The sequence below is a fragment of the Streptomyces sp. NPDC012637 genome, assembly GCF_042954805.1.
In the GTDB taxonomy this organism is placed as follows: Bacteria; Actinomycetota; Actinomycetes; order Streptomycetales; family Streptomycetaceae; genus Streptomyces.
Window position 1 is genome coordinate 274776 of the sequence record NZ_JBIBDS010000007.1, and the last position, 19738, is coordinate 294513.

General features: G+C 74.2%; 21 protein-coding genes. 13 read left to right on the forward strand and 8 right to left on the reverse strand.

Annotated features, from left to right (window positions below; all coding sequences use genetic code 11):
- Positions 1-3: 3 nt before the first annotated feature.
- Positions 4-687, forward strand: a complete 684-nt coding sequence (locus ACFY8W_RS27060; protein ID WP_391110292.1) for a glycerophosphodiester phosphodiesterase family protein — start codon at positions 4-6, stop codon at positions 685-687.
- Positions 688-784: 97 nt separating this feature from the next.
- Here the strand turns inward: ACFY8W_RS27060 and ACFY8W_RS27065 are convergent, their stop codons facing one another.
- Entirely contained in the window at positions 785-1336 is a 552-nt protein-coding gene (locus ACFY8W_RS27065) for a GNAT family N-acetyltransferase (protein ID WP_391110295.1), read from the reverse strand.
- Between the two features lie 172 nt (positions 1337-1508).
- Between ACFY8W_RS27065 and ACFY8W_RS27070 the strand changes: the two genes are divergently transcribed.
- The 4 genes from ACFY8W_RS27070 (at position 1509) to ACFY8W_RS27085 (ending at position 4717) form a co-directional block, all read left to right on the forward strand.
- Positions 1509-2090 (forward strand): DUF5134 domain-containing protein, encoded by a 582-nt coding sequence (locus ACFY8W_RS27070; RefSeq protein WP_391110298.1) that lies wholly within the window; start codon positions 1509-1511, stop codon positions 2088-2090.
- 91 nt (positions 2091-2181) lie between these two features.
- Complete coding sequence (locus ACFY8W_RS27075) at positions 2182-3120, forward strand: M48 family metalloprotease (protein ID WP_391110301.1); 939 nt, start codon at positions 2182-2184, stop codon at positions 3118-3120.
- A 76-nt stretch (positions 3121-3196) separates the two neighbouring features.
- Positions 3197-3871 carry a phosphatase PAP2 family protein gene (locus tag ACFY8W_RS27080; RefSeq protein WP_391110303.1) on the forward strand — a complete coding sequence of 225 codons (675 nt, stop codon included), beginning with the start codon at positions 3197-3199 and terminating at the stop codon, positions 3869-3871.
- 129 nt (positions 3872-4000) lie between these two features.
- Positions 4001-4717: a TetR family transcriptional regulator gene (locus ACFY8W_RS27085; RefSeq protein ID WP_391110306.1), complete on the forward strand. Its 717-nt coding sequence runs from the start codon at positions 4001-4003 to the stop codon at positions 4715-4717.
- Here the strand turns inward: ACFY8W_RS27085 and ACFY8W_RS27090 are convergent.
- A complete protein-coding gene (locus tag ACFY8W_RS27090; RefSeq protein ID WP_391110309.1) occupies positions 4693-6204 on the reverse strand; it encodes an LVIVD repeat-containing protein in 1512 nt (503 codons plus the stop codon). The genes ACFY8W_RS27085 and ACFY8W_RS27090 overlap by 25 nt on opposite strands.
- 216 nt (positions 6205-6420) lie before the next feature.
- Between ACFY8W_RS27090 and ACFY8W_RS27095 the strand changes: the two genes are divergently transcribed.
- From ACFY8W_RS27095 to ACFY8W_RS27105, 3 genes are all read left to right on the forward strand, one after another.
- On the forward strand, positions 6421-7083 hold the full coding sequence (locus ACFY8W_RS27095) for a DUF305 domain-containing protein (protein ID WP_391110312.1): 663 nt from the start codon (positions 6421-6423) through the stop codon (positions 7081-7083).
- 431 nt (positions 7084-7514) lie between these two features.
- Complete coding sequence (locus tag ACFY8W_RS27100) at positions 7515-8939, forward strand: FAD-dependent oxidoreductase (RefSeq protein ID WP_391110313.1); 1425 nt, start codon at positions 7515-7517, stop codon at positions 8937-8939.
- Positions 8940-8984: 45 nt separating this feature from the next.
- Positions 8985-9149, forward strand: coding sequence for a hypothetical protein (locus ACFY8W_RS27105; RefSeq protein WP_391110316.1), 165 nt, complete (start codon positions 8985-8987; stop codon positions 9147-9149).
- Between the two features lie 157 nt (positions 9150-9306).
- On the opposite strand, the gene ACFY8W_RS27110 is transcribed toward ACFY8W_RS27105, so the two are convergent.
- Entirely contained in the window at positions 9307-9657 is a 351-nt protein-coding gene (locus ACFY8W_RS27110; RefSeq protein WP_391110319.1) for an ArsR/SmtB family transcription factor, read from the reverse strand.
- A gap of 138 nt (positions 9658-9795) precedes the next feature.
- Between ACFY8W_RS27110 and ACFY8W_RS27115 the strand changes: the two genes are divergently transcribed.
- On the forward strand, positions 9796-10881 hold the full coding sequence (locus ACFY8W_RS27115; RefSeq protein ID WP_391110321.1) for an NADH:flavin oxidoreductase/NADH oxidase: 1086 nt from the start codon (positions 9796-9798) through the stop codon (positions 10879-10881).
- 110 nt (positions 10882-10991) lie between these two features.
- Entirely contained in the window at positions 10992-12077 is a 1086-nt protein-coding gene (locus ACFY8W_RS27120) for a WD40/YVTN/BNR-like repeat-containing protein (RefSeq protein ID WP_391110324.1), read from the forward strand.
- 71 nt (positions 12078-12148) lie between these two features.
- On the opposite strand, the gene ACFY8W_RS27125 is transcribed toward ACFY8W_RS27120, so the two are convergent.
- The 4 genes from ACFY8W_RS27125 to ACFY8W_RS27140 form a co-directional block, all read right to left on the reverse strand.
- Positions 12149-13057 (reverse strand): SCO0930 family lipoprotein, encoded by a 909-nt coding sequence (locus ACFY8W_RS27125; protein ID WP_391110327.1) that lies wholly within the window; start codon positions 13055-13057, stop codon positions 12149-12151.
- Positions 13058-13282: 225 nt separating this feature from the next.
- Positions 13283-14017, reverse strand: coding sequence for a zf-HC2 domain-containing protein (locus ACFY8W_RS27130; RefSeq protein WP_391110330.1), 735 nt, complete (start codon positions 14015-14017; stop codon positions 13283-13285).
- Positions 14014-14592, reverse strand: a complete 579-nt coding sequence (locus ACFY8W_RS27135; protein ID WP_391110333.1) for a sigma-70 family RNA polymerase sigma factor — start codon at positions 14590-14592, stop codon at positions 14014-14016. Before ACFY8W_RS27135 ends, ACFY8W_RS27130 begins: the two co-directional genes overlap by 4 nt.
- A gap of 80 nt (positions 14593-14672) precedes the next feature.
- Positions 14673-15698, reverse strand: a complete 1026-nt coding sequence (locus ACFY8W_RS27140) for a DUF1996 domain-containing protein (protein WP_391110335.1) — start codon at positions 15696-15698, stop codon at positions 14673-14675.
- A gap of 111 nt (positions 15699-15809) precedes the next feature.
- Between ACFY8W_RS27140 and ACFY8W_RS27145 the strand changes: the two genes are divergently transcribed.
- The 3 genes from ACFY8W_RS27145 (at position 15810) to ACFY8W_RS27155 (ending at position 18495) form a co-directional block, all read left to right on the forward strand.
- Complete coding sequence (locus ACFY8W_RS27145; protein ID WP_391110338.1) at positions 15810-16487, forward strand: uracil-DNA glycosylase; 678 nt, start codon at positions 15810-15812, stop codon at positions 16485-16487.
- On the forward strand, positions 16484-17479 hold the full coding sequence (locus ACFY8W_RS27150; RefSeq protein WP_391110341.1) for a BadF/BadG/BcrA/BcrD ATPase family protein: 996 nt from the start codon (positions 16484-16486) through the stop codon (positions 17477-17479). Before ACFY8W_RS27145 ends, ACFY8W_RS27150 begins: the two co-directional genes overlap by 4 nt.
- 98 nt (positions 17480-17577) lie before the next feature.
- On the forward strand, positions 17578-18495 hold the full coding sequence (locus ACFY8W_RS27155; protein ID WP_391110344.1) for a sirohydrochlorin chelatase: 918 nt from the start codon (positions 17578-17580) through the stop codon (positions 18493-18495).
- A gap of 91 nt (positions 18496-18586) precedes the next feature.
- Here ACFY8W_RS27155 and ACFY8W_RS27160 read toward each other — a convergent pair whose 3' ends face one another.
- Positions 18587-19648, reverse strand: coding sequence for a beta-propeller fold lactonase family protein (locus tag ACFY8W_RS27160; RefSeq protein WP_391110346.1), 1062 nt, complete (start codon positions 19646-19648; stop codon positions 18587-18589).
- Positions 19649-19738 lie beyond the last annotated feature (90 nt).

A 19738-nucleotide genomic window follows, 5' to 3' on the forward strand; every position in this document is an offset into this window, starting at 1 on the left:
ATCTTGAGTTTCCTCACCATCGGTCACCGCGGGGTCATGGGCGTCGCGCCCGAGAACACACTGCGCTCCTTCGTCCACGCCGAGCGGTCCGGCATGGACGCCATCGAGCTCGACCTCCACCTCAGCAAGGACGGCGCGCTCGTCGTCATGCACGACGCCGACGTCGACCGCACCACGGACGGCACCGGGCCGATCTCCGGCAAGACGCTCGCGGAGCTGAGGGAGCTCGACGCGGGCGACGGGGAGCGCGTGCCCGTCTTCGAGGAGGTCCTGGCGGCGGTACGGGCCCCGCTCCAGGCCGAGATCAAGGACGTCGCGGCGGCCCGCGCGCTCGCCGCGGTGCTGAACGACCGCGACCTGACCGGGCGCGTGGAGGTGCTGTCCTTCCACGACGAGGCCCTCGCGGAGATCCGCGGCCTCGTGCCGGGCGTGCGCACCGCGCTGGTCGCGGACAGGCGGCAGGACGACGTGGTGGAGCGGGCGCTCGCGGTGGGCGCGGGGGCCCTCGTCCTGAACGTACGGCACCTCACGCTGCACACCGTCGAACGGGCGCACGCGGCCGGCCTGAAGGTCGTCGGCTGGGTGGTGAACACCCAGGACGACCTGCGCCTCGCGCGCGCCCTGGGCCTCGACGGAGCGACCACCGACCGCCCGGAGATCCGCCGCACGGGCCGCTTCACGGCCTGAGCGGCCGGGCACCACCGGGGCAGCCCGGCGCAGGCGGGACCGGCCGGAGCAGACGGGACCGCCGGTCCGACGGTTCCCCGGGTCCGACGGTTCTCCGTCAGACGAGTTCCTTCACCAGGAGCTCGAACTCCAGGTCGTCGCGCTGCGGCACGCCGAAGCGCTCGTCGCCGTACGGGAAGGGCGTCATCCGGCCCGTACGGCGGTAGCCCCGGCGCTCGTACCAGGCGATCAGCTCCGCGCGCACGGAGATCACCGTCATGTGCATCTCGCGCGCGTCCCACAGCTCCCGCACCCGGCGCTCGGCCTCGGCGATGATCTGCCGGCCGAGACCGGCGCCCTGGAGCTCGGGACGGACCGCGAACATGCCGAAGTAGGCCGCGTCACCACGGTGCTCCAGCTGGCAGCAGGCGATGATGTCGCCGTCCCGCTCCACCACCATCAGCCGGCTGCCGGGCGCGGTGATGACCGACGCGACGCCCTCGGCGTCCGTGCGCTGCCCTTCGAGGAGGTCCGCCTCGGTGGTCCAGCCGCCCCTGCTGGAGTCGCCCCGGTAGGCGGACTCGACGAGCGGGACGAGCACCGGGACGTCGTCCAGGGAGGCTTCCCGGTACGTGATCGGGCCGGTGGTCCGGGGCGCGGCGGTGTCCATGGCGTGTGGTCTCCCCTCGGGGCTGGTGATCGACGGACGCGATCGCCCACGAGCGTAACGCGCTCCCCGCACTCCCCCCTCGTACACCCGTGCGCGTCCTGTCGTCCGCGTGGGTGCGCAAGCGGGCGGGCATGCCCTCCGGGTCGGGACCGCGAGGAGGGGGGTGTGCGGCGTGCACGGGCCGGCTCTGTCCGGGTGGTTGCTGGTGGTGCTGTGCGCGGCGAGCGGGGCGTACTGCCTGCTGCGCATGCGCGGGAGCACCGGTGCGGAGCGCCGGGCGGCCGGCGGCGAGTCCGTGATGGGCTTCGGGATGGCCGCGATGGCGCTGCCCGCCGCGGTACTCAGCCCGCCGGGGTGGAGCTGGACGCTGTACGCGGGGGTGTTCGGGATCGCGGCGCTGCACGCGCTCGGGTACGCGGTGCGGCACGGTGGGCACCACCTGCACCATCTGGTCGGCTCGCTGGCGATGGTCTACATGGCGGTGGCGATGGCCGCCGCGCCCGGTGCGCACGGGGAACACGGCGCGGGGCACGGCGGCGTGGCCGCCGGCGGGGGCATACCCGTGCTGACGGGCGTGCTGCTCGCCTACTACGGCGCGTACGTGCTGCGTTCGGGTGCCCGGCTGGTGCCGGCAGCCGCCCCGGCGGGCACCGGTGCGCCCCGGGCCGCCGCCGTGGCGGCCGGCCCCGAACTGATCGTGGTGTGCAGGCTGTCGATGGGGCTCGCGATGCTGGCGATGCTCCTCACACTCTGAGGGGCCCGCGGGGCGGGATCAAACCGTGGCGTACGTCACTTGATCCGCGAGGGCATACCCCGGCCTGGTACCGCGCTCATAGGCTGACGCCATGTTGGTCTCCCTCGCGCTGCTCGCGCTCGGCGTCCTGACCGCCGTCGTCGCCCCGCGACTTCTGGCGCGGGCCGACTGGGTGGAACGGGAACCCGTGGTGGCGCTGTGGGTGTGGCAGTGCGTCGTGGCCGCGGTGCTGCTGAGCTTCGCGCTGTCGATGACGTTCAGTGCGTCGGCGGCCTGGCAGGCGGTGCGCGGGCAGGTCTTCGCCCCCGCGCCGCGCGCGGTGATCGACGCGTACGAGCTGGGGACGCACGGGCCGTGGTCGGCCGCACTCGCCGTGGTGCTCGCGGCCGGCGGGCTGTGGACCGGGGCGATGCTGGGCCGGGAGATCGGCCGCACTCGGGCCCGCCGCAGGCAGCGTCGCTGCGAACTCCTGGTGCGGGCGCCCCTGTTGCCCGGTGAGGAGCCCTCGGGCGGCTCCCGGCTGGTGGTCCTGGAGGGCGAGCGCCCGGACGCGTGGTGGCTGCCCGGCGGCACTCCGCGGCTGGTCATCACGACGGCCGCGCTGCGCCGGCTCAAGGGGCGCCAGCTGGACGCGGTGCTCGCGCACGAGCAGGGACACGCCCGGGCGCGCCACGACTGGCTGCTGCACTGCTCGGCGGCGCTCGCGGACGGCTTCCCGGGCGTGCCGGTCTTCGCGGCCTTCCGCGGCGAGATGCACCGGCTGGTGGAGCTGGCGGCGGACGACGTGGCCTCGCGCCGGTTCGGACGGCTGACGGTGGCGCTCGCCCTGGTCGAACTCAACGAGGACCGCGGGGTGTTCGGCCCGGGGCCGGCTCCGGACGCCGGCCTTCCGCAGCGGGTGAACCGGCTGCTCAGCGCCACCCCGCGGCTCACCGCGGCCCGCCGGATGCGGCTGACGGCCGCGGCGGCGCTGGTTCCCGCGGTCCCGGTCCTGGTGGCCTTCGTACCCGCGCTGACCGCGCTGCCTTAGGGATCCGCCGGACAGGCCCGGAAGACACCAAGCCCCTGACGCACGACCGCGTGTGGCGGTCGGGCAGGATCGACCCATGCGCATCTCCGCCGTGGTGTCCGGGGTCCTCGCCGTGCTGCTGCTCGTGCTGGTGGCCGCGGGATGGCCACCACTGCTCTCGTTCGACCGGGACGTGGCCGACGCGCTGCACCGCAGCGCGGTCGCCGAGCCCGGCGTGACCCGGCTGAACCGGGTGCTGAGCGACTGGGTCTGGGACCCGGCCACCTGGCGTGCGCTCGCCACCGTCACGGTCGCGGTCCTGTGGTGGCGTCGCGAGCGGCTGCTGGCTCTGTGGGTGGCCGCCACCGTGCTGTCGGCGTGGGGCGTGCAGCAGGGTGTCAAGGCCCTGACGGGCCGCGAGCGGCCCCGCTGGCCCGACCCGGTGGACTCGGCGCCCTACGCGTCCTTCCCGTCCGGCCACGCCATGACGGCGGCGGTCGTGTGCGGGCTGCTGCTCTGGGTGCTCGCGCTGCACTGGCGCCAGGGGTGGCGGGGCTGGGGCGCGCTCGCCGGGGCGGCCGTGGTGTCGGTCGTCGGTGTCGGCTGGACCCGGGTCTACCTGGGCGTCCACTGGCCGTCGGACGTGCTGGGCGGCTGGCTGCTCGGCTGGTGCTGCGTGGCCGTGGCGATCCTCACGTACCGGCGTCTGAGCGCCCGTACGACCTCGGCCGACAGAAAGGACACCGGAGGCAGAATGGGAGAAACGTCATGAAGCCGCCTGTCCTGGACGATCCCCCGCGTCGCCCAGAACAGACGGCCGATCCCGCCTCCGGCCACGAGGGCGCGACGGCAGGACGCGCTGAGTATATTGGCTGGAAGCCAGTCAACGCAGGAGTCCAGGATGTCCCCGCGTAGCGCATCGGTCAATGAAGAGCTTCGACGGCGCTCCCGCGAGCGGATCCTGGCGGCCACCGTGGAGCTGGTCTCCGAGCGCGGGTACGAGGCCACGACCCTCGGGGACATCGCCCAGCGGGCCGGCTCGGCACGCGGGCTGATCTCGTACTACTTCCCCGGCAAGCGCCAGCTGCTCCAGTCCGCGGTGCACCGGCTGATGCACCGCACGCTGGAGGAGGCGCTCGAGCGCGAGCCGCGCACGGAGGACGGCCGGGAGAGGCTGGCCCGGGCGATCGACGCGATCCTCGGGCTCGCCGAGGAGCGGCCGGTGCTCATGCGGACCCACATGGCGGGCATCCTGCAGGCTGAGGGCTTCGTGCAGTGCCCGGAGCAGCAGCGGCTCGCGGCGCTGCTGCGCGACACGGTGGCGCGCTACGGCTCCACCGACGTGGACGCCGACTATCCGCTGCTGCGGGCGCTGCTCATGGGCGCGGTGTTCGCGCAGCTGCTGCCGGGTGCGGCGATGCCGCGCGCCCGGCTGCGGGCCGAGCTGTTCCAGCGGTACGGGCTGGACTGGGAGCAGGGCGTGCCGCCGGGCGGAGGTCCGCCCGACGGCACGCCGGTGCTGCCCGCGACGTTACGGGGCCGTGCGGTCCTGCCGGACCGTGTGCCGCGTCAGTCGCCGGTCTCGACCTCCGGTCAGTCGTCGAAGTCGTCGAAGTAGTCCGGCTGGGTCTGGACGTTGAGCTCGTCCATCCGGATCCGCTCCGCCTTGTCGGTGCGCTTGTCGCTGAGCTTCAGCACGTCGAAGCCCTTGGCCAGGTCGTTCGAGTAGATGAAGCCGTTGTAGTAGTAGGCGGACCAGGAGCCGCCGCCCACGAGCGTGGTGCTGGAGATCGGGCCGCGCTCGAAGTACGCGATCTCCTTCGGCCGGCGGGAGTCGGTGAAGTCCCAGACGGAGACGCCGCCCTGGTACCAGGCCTGGACCATGATGTCCTTGCCCTTGACCGGGATCAGCGAGCCGTTGTGGGCGACACAGTTCTCGGTGTCGGCCTGGTGCCGCGGGATCTTGAAGTAGCTGCGGAAGACCAGCTTGCGCCGGTCGCCCTTGCCGGTGATGTCGTAGATGCCGTCCGCACCGCGGTTCGGGCCGACCGTCGCGTTGCAGGTGGCCGCGCCGCCGCCGCCGAGCTCGTCGGTGAAGACGACCTTGTCCGCCTTCTGGTTGAAGGTCGCGGAGTGCCAGAAGGCGAAGTTGACGTTGTCCTGGACCCGGTCGATCACCCGGGGCTGCTCGGGGTTCTCGATGTCGAACAGGATGCCGTCGCCCATGCAGGCGCCGGCGGCCAGGTCCTTGCCCGGGAGCACGGTGATGTCGTGGCAGCCGGTGGTCTTGGAGACACCCGGGTTGGTGGGCCCGCCGGGGTTGCCGCCACCGTCCGGGCCGTCGCCCGGGAAGAGCACCGGGAAGCCGACGACCCTGGCCTGCTCGGGCGCCTTACGCGGCACCTTGATGACCGAGATGCCGTCGTGCGGGGGCTGGCAGTCCGGGAAGGCGACGTTGGGCGAGTACGAGGAGACGTAGACGTACACGTCCTTGCGCTTGGGCACCAGGGTGTGGGTGTGGGAGCCGCAGGCGGTCTCGACGGCGGCGACGTACTTCGGGTTGGCGACGTCGCTGATGTCGAAGATCTTCATGCCCTCCCAGGATTCCTTCACCGAGGCGGGCTGCGGCGTGCTCGCGCACGAGTTGTCGCTGCGGGAGGAGTCGGTGGACAGGAAGAGCAGGTCGCCCGAGACGGAGACGTCGTTCTGGGAGCCGGGGCAGAGCACCTGCGTGACGGTCTTCGGGTGCGCGGGGTCGCTGATGTCGAAGATCCGGAAGCCGTCGTAGTTGCCGGCGAAGGCGTACTTGCCCTGGAAGGCAAGGTCGGAGTTGGTGCCCTTGAGGGCGTCCTTGGGGATGTTGACGAGGTGTTCGATGTTGGCGCTGTGGACGACCTCGTCCACGCCGGGTATCTCACCGCTCGCGATGGCGGCGCGGGCGTCGGCCGCCTGCTCCGCCGTAACCTTGTTGCCGAGGGGCTCGTCGCCCGGGTCGGGTGTGGCGGCCGCGGGTCCTGCGGCGAGCAGACCGATCAGCAGGCCCGCCGCGGCGGTCGCCACACCCAGGCCTCTGATCCGTGCACGCGGGGTACTCGTGGTACGCACGAAGTCACTCAGTCCTCTCTGATTTCGTTCGCACTCGAACGACGGATGGACCCCGGCAGTATCTTCCTTAGCGTGCACATCTCAACAGATGGCAACAGAGAAGTCATGAAACATCGGCGAACTGCCGCCGTTGGCAGAGTGCTTGATGTTGCCGAAGTGATCGCCGATGTGGTTGACCTTGCTTGACTGACTGCCGTCGTGCCTGTGGAGGTCGCGTTGCCGAACCGCCGTGTCACCCGTGGTGCCGTCGCCGTACTGCTGTCCGCCGCCGCCGTACTCGCCCTGGGGGCCTGTGAGTCCACGCCGGAGGAGACCAAGTCCGCGCCGAAGGCGGGGGGTTCGGGCGCAAGCCCCGGGATCGTCGCTCCGGGCCGGCCCGGCGAGCCCGCGAAGCGGGTCTCACCGGAGGAGGCCGCCCGGCTCATGCCGGACGAACGCCCCAACAGCGCCGACTACGGCTACGTGCAGATGATGATCGTGCACCACCGTCAGGCCCTCACGATGACCGCGCTCGCGCCGCAGCGTGCCCGGTCCGACAAGGTCCGCAAGGTCGCGGAGCGCATCCAGGCGGCGCAGGCACCGGAGATCGGCGCGATGGAGGGCTGGCTGAAGAACACCGGCGGTGCCCGCCCGCAGTCCGGCCACGACCACCACACCATGCCGGGGATGGCGACGGAGGCCCAGCTCGCGCAGCTTAAGGCGGCCAGGGGCGACGCCTTCGACGCCCTGTTCCTGAAGCTGATGATCACCCATCACGAGGGAGCCGTGACGATGGCGGCGGACGTGCTGAGCCAGGGCAACAACGTGCTGGTGGAGGAGATGGCCAACGACGTGATCGCCCAGCAGTCGGCGGAGATCGACCGGATGCGCTCGATGTAGCGGGGGCGCGGGGCGACGGGGGCGCGGTCCGGCCGGAGGGGGCGGCCGGGTGGCGCGGTCCCGGCCGGAGGGGACCACCGGGTGGCGCGGTCCCGGCCGGAGAGGCCGTCCGGCGCGTTGGCAGGGCGGAGTCGGCCGTTTCGGCGCGGGCGCGGCGGGAGGGGGCGGCCGGGTGGCGCGGCCCGGCCGGAAGGGTGGTCCGGCGCGGTCCCGGCCGGAGAGGGCGGCCGAGTTGCGCGGCCCGGCCGGAAGGGTGGTCCGGCGCGGTCCCGGCCGGAGAGGCCGTCCGGCGCGGTGACGGTCGGAGTCGGCCGCTTCGGCTGAACGGCGTCCGCAGCGCACCGGTGGCGTACGCGGGTGGCGTACGCCCACTCCCCCGGCGGGCCCGGCGGTGCCATGCTGGAGGTCTCCCGGCGGGAAGGGGTGCGTCCGTGCTGCGTGTCGCCGTCGTCGGCTCAGGTCCCAGCGGGGTCTACACCGCCCAGGCACTGGTCGGTCAGAGCGCCGTGCCGGGGATCCGGGTCGACGTCCTGGACCGGCTGCCCTGCCCGTACGGCCTCGTGCGCTACGGGGTCGCACCCGACCACGAGAAGATCAAGTCGCTCCAGAACAACCTGCGGACGGTCCTGGAGGACGAGCGGATCGCCTTCCTCGGCGACGTGGAGGTCGGGGCCCGCGGACTCACCCCGGCCCGGCTCCTGGAGATGTACCACGCGGTCGTGTACTGCGTGGGCGCCGCCCGGGACCGGCGGCTCGGGATTCCGGGCGAGGAGCTGCGGGGCAGCTTCTCGGCGACCGAGTTCGTCTCCTGGTACAGCGCCCATCCGGACGCCGTGCACGACGACTTCGGTCTCGACCGGGCGGACGCCGTCGTCGTCGGCGCGGGCAACGTCGCGGTGGACGTGACGCGGCTGCTCGTCCGGAGGCCGGAGGAGCTGCGCCCGACCGACATCCCGCAGGGCGCCCTCGCGGCGCTCGCGGACAGCGCGGTCCGCGAGGTGCACATGGTCGCCCGGCGCGGGCCCGCCTCGGCCCGGTTCACCACCAAGGAGCTGCGCGAGCTGGGCACCCTGCCGGACACCGAGGTCCTGGTCGATCCGGCCGAGCTCGCCCTCGATCCCGGGTACACCGACCCGGCCGGGCTGCCCGCCGTGACCCGGCGCAACCTGGACGTCGTCCGTGCCTGGGCCGCGCGCGCCGCGGACGGCCCGCCGCCGGCCCGCTCGGTCCGGCTGCGGTTCTTCCTGCGGCCGGTGGAGATCCTCGGCGAGGCCGGCCGGGTCGCGGCGGTCCGCTTCGAGCGGACCGAGCCCGACGGCCAGGGCCGGGTGCGGGGCACCGGGCGGTACGAGGAGATCCCGGCCGGACTGGTGCTGCGCGCGGTCGGCTACCAGGGGGTGCCGCTGCCCGGGCTGCCGTTCGACTCGGACAAGGGCACGGTGCCGCACGAGGCGGGCCGGGTGCTGCGCGACGGGACCGCGTCGCCGGGCGAGTACGTGGCCGGCTGGATCAAGCGCGGTCCCACGGGAGTGATCGGCACCAACCGCCCCTGTGCCAAGGAGACCGTGGCGTCCCTGCTCGCCGACGCCCCGGCCCTCGCCCGCCGCCAGGTGGAGCCGGACCCGCTCGCCGCCCTGCACGCCCTCGGCCACGAGCCGGTGCCCTGGACGGGCTGGCTCGCGATCGAACGCGCCGAGGCGGCACTCGGCGGCACGCTGGGACGCGGCCCGGTGAAGATCCCCGACTGGGCGGGCCTGCGGGGCGCGGCCCGGGGCGGCCCGGTCCTCGACGCCCCGCAGCGCCCCGGTGACGGCGGGCCGGAAGGGCGCGTGGGGGACGGTCGGCCGATCGGCTGACCCGGTCATCCGCGGGCCGGAGCGGGAGAAGGCGCCGGCGGAGGGGTGGTCCGGGAGACGGCGGTCGACGTCGGCCACGTCAACGACCTGGGCCGGACGGCCCTCCGGGAGCCGGTGATCCTCGGCGACGGCGGGCGCCCGCGCCAGAAGGCGGTGGCCCTGCTGCTCGCGTCCTCGCCGACCGCGAGCTGGTCGACCGCGACGGCGTGACGGCCCTGGAACACGCCGAACGGCGCGGCTGCACCGAGCTCGTGCGACTGCTCCGGGCCTGACACCGGCCGGCGGGCCGGGCACCAGGGCGTCTCTTTCGGATCAGGCCGCGTACCCGACACCGGCGTACCGGCAAGATCCGGAAGAGACGGCCTGCTTAGTCGCCCAGGCGTTCCGTCTGGGCCTCGGTCGCCGAGAGGACGCTGTCGAGCAGGCCGGGGAAGAGGGCGTCGAGGTCGTCGCGGCGGAGCGTGTTGAGTTTCGTGGTGCCCCGGTAGAGCTGGCGGATCACGCCGCTCTCGCGCAGCACCCGGAAGTGGTGGGTGGTCGTCGACTTGGTGACCGGGAGCTCGAAGTACGAGCAGGAGAACTCGGCGCCCTCGCCGCGCGCCATGTCCCGCACGATCCGGAGCCGTACGGCGTCGGAGAGGGCGTGCAGCACGGACTCGAGGCGGATGTGATCTCGCTCGGGGTGTTCCAGGACCCGGGGGTTGGTCGCGGTCGTCACGGCTGCGGCTCCACGGCTCTGGGGAATGGGAGCTCCATTGTACGAGAGTCTTCGTAGTTTGACAGGTGCCGTACTACGATGCGTATCGTACGAACGTCACGCCGAGGCAGCACCTGCCACGCCGAAACGGAGTCCGTCATGAGCGCCGCCCTCTTCGAGCCCTTCACCCTGCGGTCCGTCACCGTCCCCAACCGGGTCTGGATGGCCCCGATGTGCCAGTACTCGGCGGAGCCGACGGGCCCGGGCGCGGGCGTCGCGGGCGACTGGCACTTCGCGCACTACGCCGCCCGCGCCACCGGCGGAGCCGGGCTGATCCTCCTCGAGGCGACCGCCGTCGCCCCCGAGGGCCGGATCAGCCCCTTCGACCTCGGCATCTGGGACGACGCGCAGATCGAGGGGCTGCGCCGGATCGCCGGCTTCCTGGCGGCGCACGGCACCGTCCCGGGCATCCAGATCGGACACGCCGGACGCAAGGCCTCCACCCGCCAGCCCTGGGAGGGCCGCGGGCCCGTCGCCGCCGACCGCGGCATCGGCTGGCAGCCGGTGGGCCCGAGCCCGGTCGCGTTCGCCGACGACCACCCCGTGCCGACCGAGCTGACGGTCGAGCAGATCCACGGGATCACCGCCCGGTTCGCCGACGCGGCGCGGCGGGCGCTCGCCGCCGGGTTCCGGGTCCTCGAGGTGCACGGCGCCCACGGCTACCTGCTCGGCGAGTTCCTCTCCCCGCACAGCAACCGGCGCACCGACGCCTACGGCGGCTCCTTCGAGAACCGCACCCGGCTCGCCGTCGAGGTGGTCGACGCCGTGCGCGCCGTCTGGCCCGAGGAGCTGCCGCTCTTCTTCCGCGTCTCGGCCACCGACTGGCTGGAGGAGCAGGGCTGGACCCCGGACGAGACCGTCCGCCTCGCCGCGCTGCTGCGCGAGCACGGCGTCGACCTGCTCGACGTGTCCAGCGGCGGCAACGGCGGCCCGGCCCGGATCCCGGTCGGCCCGGGCTACCAGGTGCCGTTCGCCGCGCGGGTCAGGGAGGAGACCGGGCTGCCGGTCGCCGCCGTGGGACTGATCACGGAGAGCGAGCAGGCCGAGAAGATCGTCGCCAACGGGGAGGCCGACGCCGTGCTGCTCGGGCGCGAGCTGCTGCGCGACGCCTCCTGGCCCCGCCGGGCGGCCCGTGAGCTGGGTGCGGAGATCTCCGCGCCGGCCCCTTACGCGTGGGCGATCTGAGCCGTCCAACACGCCCCTGACCAGGGGCGGAGCGGGCTCCGGGAGCCGTTGTCAGTGGTGGGGTGCAGACTGGCCCGTATCCGCGACAACGGCGTCCTGGAGGTGTCGGCATGACCGACGTGCTACTGACCGTGGGCACCCGCAAGGGGCTCTTCATCGGCCGCGGGCGAGACGGCCGATGGGAGTTCGGCGCCCCTCACTTCAACGCGCAGGCGATCTACTCGATCGGCATCGACACCCGCCGCGCGCAGCCCAGAATCCTGGTCGGAGGAGACAGCGCCCACTGGGGCCCCTCCGTCTTCCACTCCGACGACCTGGGCGCGAGCTGGACGGAGCCGCCCAGGCCCGCGGTCCGGTTCCCGCAGGACACCGGGGCTTCGCTGGAGCGGGTCTGGCAGCTCCACCCCGCGCCCGCCCACTCCCCCGACATCGTCTACGCGGGGACGGAGCCGGCCGCGCTCTTCAGATCCGCCGACGGCGGCGAGTCCTTCGAGCTGGTGCGCCCGTTGTGGGAGCACCCCACCCGCGACCGGTGGGTGCCGGGCGGAGGCGGCGAGGCGGTGCACACCGTCGTCACCGACCCGCGCGACCCGGACGCCGTGACCGTGGCGGTGTCGACCGCCGGCGTCTTCCGTTCCCGTGACGGCGGCGCGAGCTGGGCCCCGTCGAACGACGGAGTGTCGGCGGTGTTCCTGCCCGATCCGAACCCGGAGTTCGGACAGTGCGTCCACAAGATCGCCCAGGACGCCGGGGACCTGGACCGGCTCTACCTCCAGAACCACTGGGGGGTGTTCCGCAGCGACGACGGCGGCGGGCGCTGGACCGACATCGGCGAGGGCCTGCCGTCCGACTTCGGCTTCGCCGTCGCCGCGCACCCGCACCGGCCGGACACCGCCTACGTCTTCCCGATCAACGCCGACTCCGACCGCGTCCCGGCCGGGCGCCGCTGCCGGGTCTACCGCACGAGCGACGCGGGCGCGACCTGGGAGCCGCTGGCCAAGGGCCTGCCCGAGGGCGACCACTACGGCACGGTGCTGCGCGACGCCCTGTGCACCGACGACGGCGACCCGGCGGGCGTCTACTTCGGCAACCGCAACGGTGAGGTGTACGCGAGCGCGGACGACGGGGACAGCTGGCAGCTGCTCGCCGACCACCTGCCGGACGTGCTGTGCGTACGGGCGGCGGTGATCGGCTGAGCCACATGCCGGTCGCCGGTGCCCCCGGCGAGGGCCGTCGACGTCGTGAGCGGGTGTCCCTGGTGGGGACGTCACTTCACGAGCTTGCCGGCGGCCGACACCGTGAACCAAGTGCCGCCCACGCCCTGACCGTTGGTGTCGCCGGGGGTCTTGTCCTCGGTGAACCAGTACAGCGGCCAGCAGTCGATGGCGAGCTGCTGGGTGCCATCGGGGCGGGTGTAGACGCTCAGCTTCTTGGGGTCGACGCCCTCGACCTTGTTGACGTCCACCGGCTTCGCGGGCCGCCACTTCTCCAGGCAGGGGCCAAGGCAGTTGGACTTCATCGGCCAGGCCGTGTCCTTGGTGAAGCGGTAGAGGGTCCGGCCCTTGCCGTCGCGCAGGATCTTGCCGAGCTTGTCGTTGTCGGCGAGGGAGAGCGGCGGCAGTGCCGCGTCCGTGCCCGGGGCCGCGGCGGGGGCGGCCTTCTTGCCGTCCGGGGCGATCGCGAACCAGGTGCCGCCGACGCCCTGCCCGTTGGTCTGGCCAGGGGCGGTGTCCTTGGCGAAGCGGTAGACGGGCCAGCCGGCGACGGTCAGCTGCTTCACGCCGTCGGCGCGCTCGAGCGAGCCGACCAGCGAGGGGTCCACCCCGCCCGGCTGCGTGCTGCCGGCCGGAACCGGGGGCCAGGCCTTGGCGCAGTCGCCGGCGCAGGCGGAGCTGGAGGGCTTCGCGGTGTCGTTGTCGAAGCGGTAGAGGGTGAAGCCGCCGGCGTCCGTGACGACTCGGCCGAGCTTGGCGTCCGTGCGGACCGTGAGCGGGCCCGGGGCGGTGGCAGCGGCGTCGGCCGGCGCGGCGTCGTGCCCCTCCGCGGCGGGGGCGGCCGAGCCTGTCCGCTCCTGCGGGGCGGAACCCTGGTCCGCCTGCTGCGTGCCACAGGCCGTCAGCCCCAGCAGGAGAGCGGTCGCGGTGACGGCGAGGGTGAGCTTGCGCTGGTTCATCATGACAACTCCTGGTTTCCGATGCTTCGTCGCTCTGTCGGCACCGGAAACACGTCCCCCATCAGGGGCCGGTTCAAGGGATTCCCAGAATTCTCTTCCGCGCCTTCCCGCGCCTTCCCGCGCCCTTCCGCGTCCTTCCCCGCCCGTGCCTCAACGACGAGCGCCGGCCGGGCCCTTCGGCCCCGCCGGCGCTCTTCTCACCATCACCGATTCCTCGCCTCGCGGCCGTCACGCGGGCAGTGGCACCGTCACGAACCGCTTGCCCGCCTCGTTCTCGACCTCCACCGACGCCACGTCCTCCGGGTCGACCGCCGCCGAGCCGTCGAGTGAGGCGCCCTTGCCCTCACCGGCGTGCTGCCCGGCGCCGACGACCCAACTGCCCGCCGTGGTACGGCTTCCGTCGCGGCCGACGACCACGAGCGTGCAGCGCTCGCCCGGCGGCAGTCCGGTGACCGCCGCGTGGACCCGCACCCAGGCGGCCGCCGGCGTGACGCGTACCGTCATCCGGGCGCCACTGGCGGCATCGGTCGCCGAGGCGACGCGGGTGCCGGGCGGCGGCGGTGCAGGGGTCGGGGAGGCCGTCGCGGTGGGCGGTGGGGGCAGGGCGACGGGCGCCCCGTCGCCCGAGGTCGCGGTGCCGGCCCAGAACACGACGGCGAGGGCGGCCGCGGCGGCCAGCCCCACCAGGGCACCGCGGCGCCGCCGGGCGCCGTCCCGTTCGCCGCGCATCTGCCGCAGGGTGCGCTGCAGCATCAGGTCGCCGCCCTCGGGCGGTCCGTCGAGGAACGCCTCCGGCGGCACCTCTCCGAGCGCCGCCTCCATCTCGCGCAGGGCGGCCACCTCCTCACGGCACGCCGCGCACCCGTCCACGTGGGCCTCGACACGCCGCACGTCGGCCTCCTCCAGGACACCGAGCACGTATGGGCCGAGCAGGACCTCCTCCTCGTGCTGCTGCCGGTTCATGCGACCACCTCCCTGAGTCCGGCGGGCCGTTGCGGCACCCTCGGCCGGTTGTCTTCGGTGAAACTCTCGCGCAATGCCTTCAGGGCGTAGTGCGAGCGGGACTTGACCGTGCCGGCAGGGATGCCGAGGGTCTCGGCGGCCTCCGCGACGCTGCGCTGACGGTAGTAGAGCTCGGTGAGCACCTCGCGGTGTTCCTGTGACAGCCGGTCGAGAGCGCCGAGCACGGCCATGGTGTCGACGACGCCGTCGGCGTGGTCGTCCTCGACCGGAGGCGTCACCGGGGACTCGGCGACCTCGGCGGGCCGGGCGGCCTTGGCTCGCTGCCGGTCGATGACGATGTGACGGGCGACGGTCAGGAGCCAGCCGCGCACCGAGCCCCTGCCGTTGACCAGGGCCTCGGAGTGGCGCCAGGCCCGGATGAGGGTCTCCTGCACGACGTCCTCGGCCGTGGCGCGGTCGCCGGTCAGGCGGATCGCGTAGGACAGGAGGGCGTTGCCGTGTTCCTCGTACACGGTCCTGATCAACGCCTCGTCGGTCGAGCCCCGCCTGCCGCGGGGCCACAGTGGTCCGGCCATACTCACCAGCTCCGTCCGGAAGTTGCTGCGTCGTCGCGCCCCACACGCGGCCCACAGCACACCGGTTCACGTGACCCGCGTCACACCGCGCAGCGGCGGCCGGAGTTGAGGCAGTCGACGACCACCGCCATCGCGGCGTCCGTCATCACGTTCACGAACATGGCGTGGTCGGTCCTGGGACTGTGTCGCTGTTCCGGGAAGGAGTCGAGCGCGATCGGCGTGCCGGCGGGCAGCGCGTCGTACCCGAGGGTGATCCGCAGCTGCGGAACGGCGAAGGTGTCGCGGGGGCAGACTCCGTTGGCGGCGGGGAACACCAGGTGCGTCCGGGTGGAGTCGACGGTGTCCAGGCCGTTCCAGCAGCTGGGGAAGATCAGGGTACGGGTCAGCCGGTCGCCCTCCGGGCACCGCGGATAGCGGGTGGTGAAGCGGCCGGGGAGGCTCGAACAGCCCCAACGGGCGCGTACGTCCGCCTCGCTGCGCGCGGTGCGGGCGACGGCGTCGCCGGTCAGCGCCCGCAGGAAGCGCGGCATGGCGACGACCCTGCCGACCGGATTGCCGTGGAACTCGAGGCGCACCTCGGCCGGCCTGAGGATCCGGCCGGCGTTGCCGTGGCCGGCGGCCTTCTCGTACGCGTGGGTGGCGGGCCGGTCGGTGCGGCGCAGCACCGGCCAGTAGTACGTGGAGCGGTCGCCTCCGCGACAGGTGGTGGGGGCGGCGGCGAGGCCGCGGTCCGTCGAACGGGCGTCGGTGGACCGGTTGCCCACGTACTCGTGGGTGTGGTGGGCGCCGCCCGGCAGGCCCGGGGAGACCACCAGGTTGTCCTGGTTGTAGTGGTCCCCCTCGTTGCGGCCGCAGTCGACCCGGTAGGTGCCGGTGGACCCGTCGGGGCCGGGGCGCGGCGCCGGGGCGGCGGGCGGCACGTTGCGGATGTCGACGTAGTCGTCGGGCTCGGGGCCGCCGCCCCCCGCGCCGTGCGAGGACATGCCCGGGTCCGTGCCGGTCCCCGTGCCGATGCCCGTGGCCGACGCGCCGAACACCGCGACGGTCAGGGCGCTGCCCAGTACCAGCCAGAACAGCAGGCCGAGCGGCCGGCGGTCTCTCCCCATGCGGGCCACCGTCTCCGCTCACCGGGGCCCACGTCAACCGGGCGGCGCCGCGTCGCCGGTGGGAGCCGGGACGGCGGGGGTCCTGTCGGTGTGCGCCAGTAGAGTGACGGCGTGGCAGCACGACCGTTGAACGAAATCGTCGAGGCCGGGTGGGCGCACGCGCTCGCGCCGGTGGCCGAACGCATCGCCGCGATGGGCGACTTCCTCCGGCAGGAGATCGCCTCGGGGCGGACCTACCTGCCGTCGGGGGCGAACGTCCTGAGGGCGTTCCAGCAGCCCTTCGACGAGGTGCGGGTGCTCATCGTCGGTCAGGACCCCTATCCGACTCCCGGCCATGCCGTGGGCCTGAGCTTCTCCGTGGCGCCGGACGTACACCCGCTGCCGCCGAGCCTGGAGAACATCTTCCGGGAGATGCACACCGACCTGGGTCTCCCCCGGCCGGCCAACGGCGATCTCACGCCGTGGACCCGGCAGGGCGTCCTCCTGCTCAACAGGGCGCTCACCACGGCGCCGAGGCGGCCAGGCGCGCACCGCGACAAGGGCTGGGAGGCGGTCACCGAGCAGGCCATCCGGGCCCTCGCGGCGCGCGGCAAGCCGCTCGTCTCGGTGCTGTGGGGCCGGGACGCCCGCAACCTGCGCCCGCTGCTCGGCAACCTGCCGGCCATCGAGTCCTCGCACCCCTCGCCGATGTCCGCCGACCGGGGCTTCTTCGGCTCGCGGCCCTTCAGCCGCACCAACGACCTGCTGCTCCGTCAGGGCGCCGAGCCGGTGGACTGGCAGCTGCCGTGACGACCGCCCCGGAGCGCGCGTTCGTCGTCGGGGTCGACTCCGGCGGTTCGGGACTGCGGGTCGCGCTCGCGCGCCCGGGGCAGAGTCGGGCCGGGGAGGGCCGGATCGTGGAGACGGTGTCGTCCCGTGAGCCGGTGCGCACCGGCGCGGGCGGCATCGATGCCGGCCATCTGCTCGGACAGCTGCTGCCGGCCGTGGACGCGATGACGGCGCGGGCGGGCGGCGGGACGGTCCTCGCGGTCGCCGTCGGGGCGGCCGGGATGGCGACGCTGGGCGACCGGCTGCGGGCCGAGCTGCCCGGGGCGTTCGACCGGGCCTGGGGCGTGCGGCGGCTCGCCCTCGCGGCGGACGCCGTCACCGCGTACGCGGGAGCGCTCGGTCAGCGTCCGGGCGCGGTCGTCGCCGGCGGCACCGGCCTGATCGCGCTCGGCACCGATCTGTCCGGCTGGCGCCGGGCGGACGGCTGGGGCCACCTCCTGGGCGACTGCGGCAGCGGGGCCTGGATCGGCCGGGCCGGACTGGAGGCGGCGATGCGGGCGTACGACGGGCGGCGGGGCGGCTCGGCCGCGCTGCTCGCCCGCGCCGAGGAGCGGTTCGGGCCGGCGGCCGGACTGCCGGGCGCGCTGTATCCGCGTACCGACCGGCCGGCCGTACTCGCCTCGTTCGCCCCCGAGGTGGCCGCCTGCGCCGCCGCCGGAGACGCGGTCGCGGCGGGCGTCCTGGAACGTGCCGCCGCGCACATCGCGGAGGCCGCGGCGGCCGTCGTGCCCTCCGGCTCCCGGAGTGAAGTGGCCCTGACGGGCGGCCTGTTCAGGATGGGCGAGTCCTTGCTCGGGCCGCTGCGCGCGGAGTTCGGCGCGCTGCTGCCAGGCGTCCGCGAAGTGCCCGCGGCGGGCGACCCGCTGGCCGGCGCGGTGACGATCGCGGCCGCGCTCGCGGACGGATCGCTGCGGCTGCCGGAGGATCCCCGGCTGCTGCAACTCACCAGGTAAGCGGCGATTTCCGGCCGGTTCGGACATAGAGGGGCAGAAGTCGCTCAGTCGCACCTCAGCGAACCGCGCGGCGTGCGAAACCAGTAGCATGCGGCGCCATGAGCTCCCCCACTGGGCCCACTCCCGGCCTGCCTGTACGAATGCCGCGCCCCCGCCAGTCCGGGCGGCACCGTCGTCCTGAACCCGTGGCGGCGCCCGAGGGCGCTCCCACGCTGGTTCTCGCCGTTCCCGGCGTGCCGTCGGCCGCCATACGCTCGCTGGCCGAGGAGGTCGTGAGCATCGCCCGCTCGGAGCTGCCCGGCATCGAGGCCGAGATCGGCTACCTGGACGGCGACGACACCGAGTACCCCGGACTCGCCGCGGTGCTGGCGCGGGTCGCGGCCCTGCGCACCGAGCGGTACGAGATCGCCGTGGCGGCCGGCCGTGAGGTCGCCGCCCCGGAGGGCCCCGCCGCGGTCGTGGTGCCGCTGCTCGCGGGCCCCGACAGCGCGCTGACCCGGCGGATCCGCCAGGCCGTGATGGACGCGGGCAACACCGCCGAGCTGACCGACGTGCTCGGCCCGCACCCGCTGCTCGCCGAGGCGCTGCACGTGCGGCTCTCCGAGGCCGGTCTGGCCCGCGCCGACCGCGCCCGGCTGTTCACCGTCGCCACGGCGGCCGACGGCATCATCCTGGCCACCGTGGGCGGCGAGGAGGCCGTGCAGGCCGCCGGCATCACCGGCATGCTGCTCGCGGCCCGTCTCGCGGTGCCCGTGATGGCCGCCGCGCTCGACCAGGAGGGTTCCATCGCGTCGATCGCCGAGCAGCTGCGCGGCGCCGGTTCGGAGCAGCTCGCGCTCGCCCCGTACCTGATCGGCCCCGAGCTGGCCGAGGGGCTGCTCGACGCGGCCGCGAAGGAGGCCGGCTGCTCGGCGGCCGAGCCGCTGGGCGCGTACCCGGCGATCGGCCGGCTGGTGCTCTCGCAGTACATGTCGGCGCTGGGCATCGCCCCGCAGCCGGGCGCGCCGGTCCGCTAGGAGCGACCGCCGCACCAGACCGCAGGACCGTGACGGGAAGGGCCCGCACCGGAGTAATCCGGTGCGGGCCCTTCCCGTGGGATCCGCCGGCTCAGCCGAGGACCACGCAGGAGGCGGCGGGGGCCGGGACGGAGCCCGCGCGTTCGGGCAGACCGGTCTCCGGGTCCACGGTGAACCAGGTGACGTCGCCGGAGCGCTCGTTGGCCGCGTACAGGTGCCGGCCCGAGGGGGCGAGGGTCAGGTCGCGGGGCCAGCGGCCGCCGCAGGGCACCGAGGCGACGAGCCGGGCGGTGTCGCCGGCCGCGTCGAGCGCGAGGACGGCGAGGGTGTCGTCGCCGCGCACGGCGGCCCACAGGAAGCGTCCGTCGGGCGCGGCGACCACCTCGGAGGGGTAGCTCGGCCCGGGGGCGCCCTCGGGGACCACACGGGTCTCGCCGAGCGGCGTGAGCACGCCGGCCTCGCCGTCCCAGCGGCAGACGGTGAGGGTGGGCTCCAGCTCGTTCAGGACGTACGCGTGGGTGCCGGCCGGGTGGAACACGAGGTGGCGCGGGCCGGTGCCGGGCCGCAGCGCGGTCGTGCCGTGCGGGCGCAGCGCGCCCGTGGCGGGGTCGAGGGCGTTCACCGTGACGGAGTCCGTGCCGAGGTCCACGGCCAGCACCCAGCGGCCGCCGGGGTCGGTGAGCACCTGGTGGGCGTGCGGGCCTTCCTGCCGGTCGGCGACGGGTCCCGAGCCCTCGTGCCGCAGCAGCCCGGCGACGGGGCCGAGGGTGCCGTCGGCGGCCCGGGGCAGGGAGGTGACGCTGCCGGAGGTGTAGTTCGCGGTGAGCACGTGCCCGGCGGTGACGGCGAGGTGGGTGGGCCCCGACGCGTCGACGGGGACCGGGGCGCCGAGCGGCCGGGGCTCGGGGCCGCTGACGTCGAAGGCCGCGGCGGCGCCCCGCTCGGTCTCGGACACGGCGTAGAGCAGGTTCCCGTCGAGCGCGAGGAACGACGGGTCGGCGACGGCGTCGCTCGTTCCGGTGATGGTGAGCGTGCCGCGCTCCGGGTCCGCCTCGGCCACGAGCACGCCGCGTCCGCCCGCGGAGGTGAACGACCCGATGAACGCTCGCGTACGGCGCTGCGCGCCCGCCTGACCCGACCGTGTGCCACCCACGGCGCCTCCCCTGCCCTCGGGGCCGGTCAGGGCAGACCGGCCGTCGTCCCGGCCGACGTTAGCAGGAGGTCTAGACCAAGCGGGGCCGTT